This window comes from Streptomyces sp. NPDC059900 (genome assembly GCF_050270335.1).
Lineage (GTDB): Bacteria > Actinomycetota > Actinomycetes > Streptomycetales > Streptomycetaceae > Streptomyces.
Genome location: NZ_JBNNJZ010000559.1, coordinates 1 through 5173, shown reverse-complemented (window position 1 = coordinate 5173; position 5173 = coordinate 1). Strand labels below are relative to the sequence as shown.

Here is a 5173-nt window from a genome sequence, read left to right as displayed (position 1 = left end):
CACTCACGGTCTCGGCCGTGTCCTTCGCGTCCCCCGCCCGGGCGGACGACATACCGAAGGCGCCGGGGCACCGTCTCGTCGACCAGTACACCGGCACACCCGCCGACGCCCGTCCGCTGCCCGGCGAACAGCCGCCCCAGCACCCCTACCTCGCCGCCAACGGCCGCAGCGGGATGCACGCGGACGCGGCGGGCAGCGGAACGTACCCCTGGAACGGGCCGCTGGGGAAGAAGCCGGAGGTCGGCAGCGAGAAGATGGCGGCGCTCGGCGGTGAGTGCGCCACCGTCACCTTCGACAAGGCCGGCCGCATCGTCACCGTCTGCGGCACCTTCACCGGCTTCCTGGTCAAGCTGCTCGACCCGGACACCATGGACACGCTCGCCGAGTACAAGCTGCCGCAGCGCCCCTCCACCGTCGAGGCCATCACACGCCTGGACTTCTCGAAGATCTTCAAGGACACCTCGGGCGGCGCCTACTCCTACCTCGACGACCAGGACCGGCTCGTCCTGGCCGACTCCCGCCAGCACGTCGTCCGGCTCGCGCACGAACAGACGGCGGACGGCAGCTGGCGGTTCGTCGTCGACAAGGACTGGGACCTGACGGCGCACGTCCCGCACGACTGCGTGAGCTGGACGAACCTCTACCCGAGCGGACAGTGCGACCCGGTCACCTCGGTCATGCCCGACTGGGAGGGCCGCATCTGGTGGGTGACCCGGCAGGGGCGGGTGGGGACCGTCGATCCCGCGTCCGGCGACATCCGCTCCGTCCGCCTGGAGGGCGAGGAGATCCAGAACTCCTTCTCGGTGGCCGAGGACGGCGTCTCGATCGTCTCCGACCACGCGCTCTACAGCTTCCGGACCACCGCGGACGGCACCCCCAAGGCCGTCTGGCGCCAGACCTACGACCGGGGGACGGGCACCAAGCCCGGCTCGGTGAACCAGGGTTCGGGCACCACACCCGACCTCTTCGGCCAGGGCGGCGACGACTATGTGGCGATCACCGACAACGCCGACGACCGCATGAACGTCCTCGTCTACCGCAGGGGCGACGACGTCGCCGACGACAAGCGCCTCGTCTGCAAGGTCCCCGTCTTCGGCTCCGGCGCTTCGACCACCGACAACTCGCTGATCAGCTGGGGCAACAGCCTCGTCGTCGAGAACAACTACGGCTACGAGAACATCACCTCGCTCACCTTCGGGCGCAGTGTCGTCGGCGGGGCCAGCAGGATCGACGTACGCGAGGACGGCAGCGGCTGCGACACGGTGTGGGAGAGCGACGTCCGCGCCCCCTCGAACGTGCCCAAGCTGTCCACCGCCTCGGGGCTGCTGTACTTCTACACGAAGGAGCCGAACAGTCTCGGCATCGATGCCTGGTATCTGACGGCCGTCGACTTCCGCACGGGCGAGACCAAGTGGAAGCGCCTCGCCGGCACGGGCATCGCCTACGACAACAACTGGGCGCCGGTCACCCTGGGACCGGACGGCACCGCGTACGTAGGAGTCTTCAACGGCCTGGTGGCGGTGCGGGACACCGAGTGACGGCGCCCCGCCCGCCCCGCGTTCAGCCGACGCGCTCGGCCGGGCCGACCTCCAGCCAGGTGTAGCGGTCCGAGGAGCCGCCCTTGCCGTGGTTCTTGTGGGTCGTCTCCAGGAGGAGGCCGGTGTCCGGGTCGACGATGTAGCGGTCCGTCATCCGGTACTTCACGTCCTTGCCGGGACCGGTCGAGAACCCGATGGTCGACCACCTGATCTCGAAGGCGACCCCCTGGCGCCCCTTGCTGTCCTTGACGTCACCGATCAGCTTGACGCCGGAGGTGTCCGCGAGGACCCGGAAGAGGGCGGCACGCAGTTCGGGGCTCGCGGGTGAGTCCTCGAGGAGGGCCGTCACCTGGTGGCGACGGCTCTCGGCGTCCCCCGGGAAGAGCGCGGTGAGCGCCTTCTGTCCCGTGGGCAGCTTGTCGAGGGCGGGCCAGGTCAGCCACTTCTTGCCCACGGGCCACTTCTTGGTCTTGCTCCCCTTGCCGGGACCGTGGACCGTGCCGTTCGCGTCCACCGTCCAGATGCGGCCCGCCCGGTCGAAATAGGTGGTCGTCGTCGCGTTCCCGTCGTCCTGGTTCACCGTCTCCATACGGACCTTCCAGTACGGGGCCTTTGCCGCCGGGGCGTGCGCCGCCACGGCCGCCATGTCGTCGAGGAACTGGGCCGCCGACGCCGTGGCCGCCGGCGTGCCGCCCAGGTCCAGGACCGGATACGCGACGGCTCCCGCGGCGATGGCCGCCACCGCGGCCGCGGCGACAAGGAGCCTCCGCCGGCGCGGAACCGTAGGAGTGCGCAGGGGGACGACGGCCGTATCGCGCCGTGCGGCGCTCGCCACGGCGGCCTGCGCCGCCGCCACCACCTCCGGGGCGGGCGGCACCACGGCGCCCGCCGAGATCAGTTCATCGGCGCCGGGAAAGTCGAGCAGGTCGCTGCGTTCGGTCATGTCAGTTCTCCGGTCAGCTTGAGGGGCGCGCTCGCGCGCAGCCGGGTACGGGCGCGGTGCAGCCGGGAGCGAGCCGTCCCCGCGGGGATGCCGACCGCCGCGGCGGCCTCGCCCGGCGTGAGCTGCTCCCAGGCGACCAGGAGCAGCAACTCCCGTTCTTCGGGCGGGAGTCCGGCCAGCAGCTCGCGCAGGTGCGGTGCCACCGCGGCCGCGTCGAGCCGGGCGTCCACCGCCTCCCACGGGTCGTCGCCACGGGCTTCGCCGGGCAGGCCTGGCCGCTGCTGTGCGAGCCGCCGCCAGTGCGCCGACAACACGTTGCGGGCCACGCCGAACAGCCAGGCCCTCGCGGGGCCGCGGGCCGGGTCGAAGCCGTGCCGTGCCGCGTACGCCTGTAGCCACAGCTCGGCCAGCAGATCGTCGGCGGCAGCGGGTGCCCGCCGTGCGAAGTAGCCGTGCAGAGCAGCCGAGTGGCGTACCACCAGCGGTTCGAAGGCTGCCGGATCCCGCGCGGTGCGGGCCAGCAGCTCCTCGTCGTCCGGGTCCGTGGTCACGGGACCTCCGTATCCGTACCGCCGGTCGGCGGTCTCACCCCCTACTTGTCGGGAACCCGGAACTGCGTTCGCGCCCCCGCCGCCGGCTAGCCGCGGGAGAACACGCCGATGCCGTTCGCGACCGGGCGTTCCGTGCCGCCGCTGGGATTGTTGCGTACGGTGACGGCCTCCGCGCCCGGCGCCCTGGCGACCAGGGTGGCGGACGAGACCAGGGTGGAGGAACCGCCGCCGTCCAGGCTGAAGCCGTCCTGCGCGCCCAACCCCCGCAGGGTGTCGGCCACTTCGGCGATGGTCAGGCCCGTACGGAATTCGGGGGAGCCGTCGAGGGACAGGAGCAGGAGACGCCGGCCGTTGTCGGAGATACCGGCCGCCGTGCGCACGGCCGAGGTGACGGTGTCGAGGCCGGGCAGCGGGGCGCCGCCGCGCAGGACCGGATAGCCGCCGAGAGCGAAGCGCAACGGCGTGCGTGACTCGGCGGCCACCAGGCGGTGCCAGACGTGCACCCGGTCGCCGACGGAGAGTTTGCGCAGCTCCTGGGCGCCCGCCTCGCGTCCGACGAGGACCGTGCTGCCGGCGGCCACCGGGCCGCTGCCGGGTGTGCCCGCGGACTCCACGACACGGCCGCCGCGCACCGTCACCTCATGGGTGTCCGTGCTGCACGGGGCGCCGCGGTTCGTGTCGGTGCCGCAGGTGGAGCGCACCCGGGACGTGCGGCCCCAGTCGCTGGTGAACGCGCCGACGGAACCCACCGGGAGCGCGTACTGATTGAGCCCGCCCAGCGGCAAGCGGGTCTGGCCGATGCGTACTTGGCCTTCCAGGCGCAGGCTGTCCAGGCGGGCCCGCCCGTCGAAGCCCACGCCGAGCACGGCCTCGGTGGTCACGCCCGGAGGCATGGCGGGGCCGAAGCGCTGCCCGTTCGGCACCGCCCCCTTGAGGGCGTGACCGCGTGCGACCGCCGGGCCGACGGGAGCACCGGTGGCTTCGACGCCGGGGTGCTGTGTCTCGGAGATGTTGAAGAAGTCGCCGTTGATCCCGCCGACCGCCCCCGCCCCGTCCGCGAGAGCGGATACGGCGGAACGTGCGCCGACTTCACCCGGATAGAGCAGGCCGACGCTCGTCCGCGTATCCCTCAGGTTGACGTCGAGCACGTGCGCGCGGGTCGTTCCGCGGGACGCCGGGATGTCGAAGTGCCAGTACTTCACGCCCGGCGCGATCTGTGAAACGCCCGTCTTCCGGGGCGCCTCCACGCCGCCGGCCGGTGCCGCTCCCATCAGAGCCGCACCGGCCAGCGTGCCGAATGCCGTCAATACCGAGAGCGCCGCTCTCGCCGATCTGAACCGTCTTGCGATGTGCGTGCGTCGTGTCGCCACCATGCCCCCAGACATCTGACTGCCGGTCAACTGACTCAGTGTGATGGCCGGTCAGATGGCGCACCAGAGGGCAGCGCCGGACGGGTGCAGGGCGGACGGCGAGCGGGTGGCTAGGCGTCCACCAACCGGGAACGGATGAGGAAACGCACGCCTTCGGGGGCTTCGAGCGAGAAGCCGCTGCCGCGGCCCGGCACCACGTCGACGATCAACCGGGTGTGACTCCATACGTCGTACTGGCTCTTCGACATCCAGAAGGCGACCGGTTCGGCCACGCCTTCGACCGTCAGCGAGGCCAGGCGCACATCGGAGTCGCCGGTCCGGAACTCGCCCTCCGGGTAGCACATGGGCGCGCTGCCGTCACAGCAGCCGCCGGACTGATGGAACATCAGCGGGCCGTGTGCCTCCCTCAGCCGCCGCAGCAGATCGGCGGCGGCGGGTGTCAGCTCCACGCGCGGGGTATCGGACATGGGCTGCCGCTCCTTGGTCGCCGTCACCGGGTCTCGCTGCCACCGGCTTCACCGTCACCGGGCCGCCGTCGGGGCGGAGATCCAGTCAACTGCGGGCAAGGTTGCGAGGACGTTGCAGCGCCGTGGGCCGGGGCCGGGCCCGGGCAATGGGCAGGGGCTCGAGATGTCGCAGGGTGAGCACCGCGCGGACGGCCTTGCCGCGCCGGCCGCTGCCGACGACCTCCAGCCGCGCGGCGAGGTGCCGCACCATCGCGAGGCCCCGCCCGCTGTCCCGCTCGGTGCTCGGCCTGAGGACCCGTGGGCC

At 72.0% G+C, this 5173-nt stretch carries 5 protein-coding genes and 1 pseudogene; 1 reads left to right on the top strand and 5 read right to left on the bottom strand.

The window, feature by feature from the left end:
* The first annotated feature begins 17 nt into the window (after positions 1 to 17).
* Complete coding sequence (locus ACQKIP_RS39010) at positions 18 to 1538, top strand: hypothetical protein (protein ID WP_427745236.1); 1521 nt, start codon at positions 18 to 20, stop codon at positions 1536 to 1538.
* A gap of 22 nt (positions 1539 to 1560) precedes the next feature.
* Here the strand turns inward: ACQKIP_RS39010 and ACQKIP_RS39005 are convergent, their stop codons facing one another.
* From ACQKIP_RS39005 to ACQKIP_RS38985, 5 genes and pseudogenes are all read right to left on the bottom strand, one after another.
* The gene (locus ACQKIP_RS39005) at positions 1561 to 2481 is read right to left on the bottom strand and encodes a hypothetical protein (protein WP_365865228.1); all 921 of its coding nucleotides are present in this window, start codon (positions 2479 to 2481) and stop codon (positions 1561 to 1563) included.
* Positions 2478 to 3032, bottom strand: coding sequence for an RNA polymerase sigma factor (locus ACQKIP_RS39000; protein WP_365865226.1), 555 nt, complete (start codon positions 3030 to 3032; stop codon positions 2478 to 2480). The genes ACQKIP_RS39005 and ACQKIP_RS39000 overlap by 4 nt, the downstream gene beginning before the upstream one ends.
* Positions 3033 to 3118: 86 nt before the next feature.
* Positions 3119 to 4303 carry a phosphodiester glycosidase family protein gene (locus tag ACQKIP_RS38995; protein ID WP_365865224.1) on the bottom strand — a complete coding sequence of 395 codons (1185 nt, stop codon included), beginning with the start codon at positions 4301 to 4303 and terminating at the stop codon, positions 3119 to 3121.
* A gap of 209 nt (positions 4304 to 4512) precedes the next feature.
* Positions 4513 to 4869, bottom strand: a complete 357-nt coding sequence (locus ACQKIP_RS38990) for a DUF779 domain-containing protein (RefSeq protein ID WP_365865222.1) — start codon at positions 4867 to 4869, stop codon at positions 4513 to 4515.
* 85 nt (positions 4870 to 4954) lie between these two features.
* Positions 4955 to 5173: pseudogene (locus ACQKIP_RS38985) on the bottom strand (hypothetical protein); the annotation flags it as partial.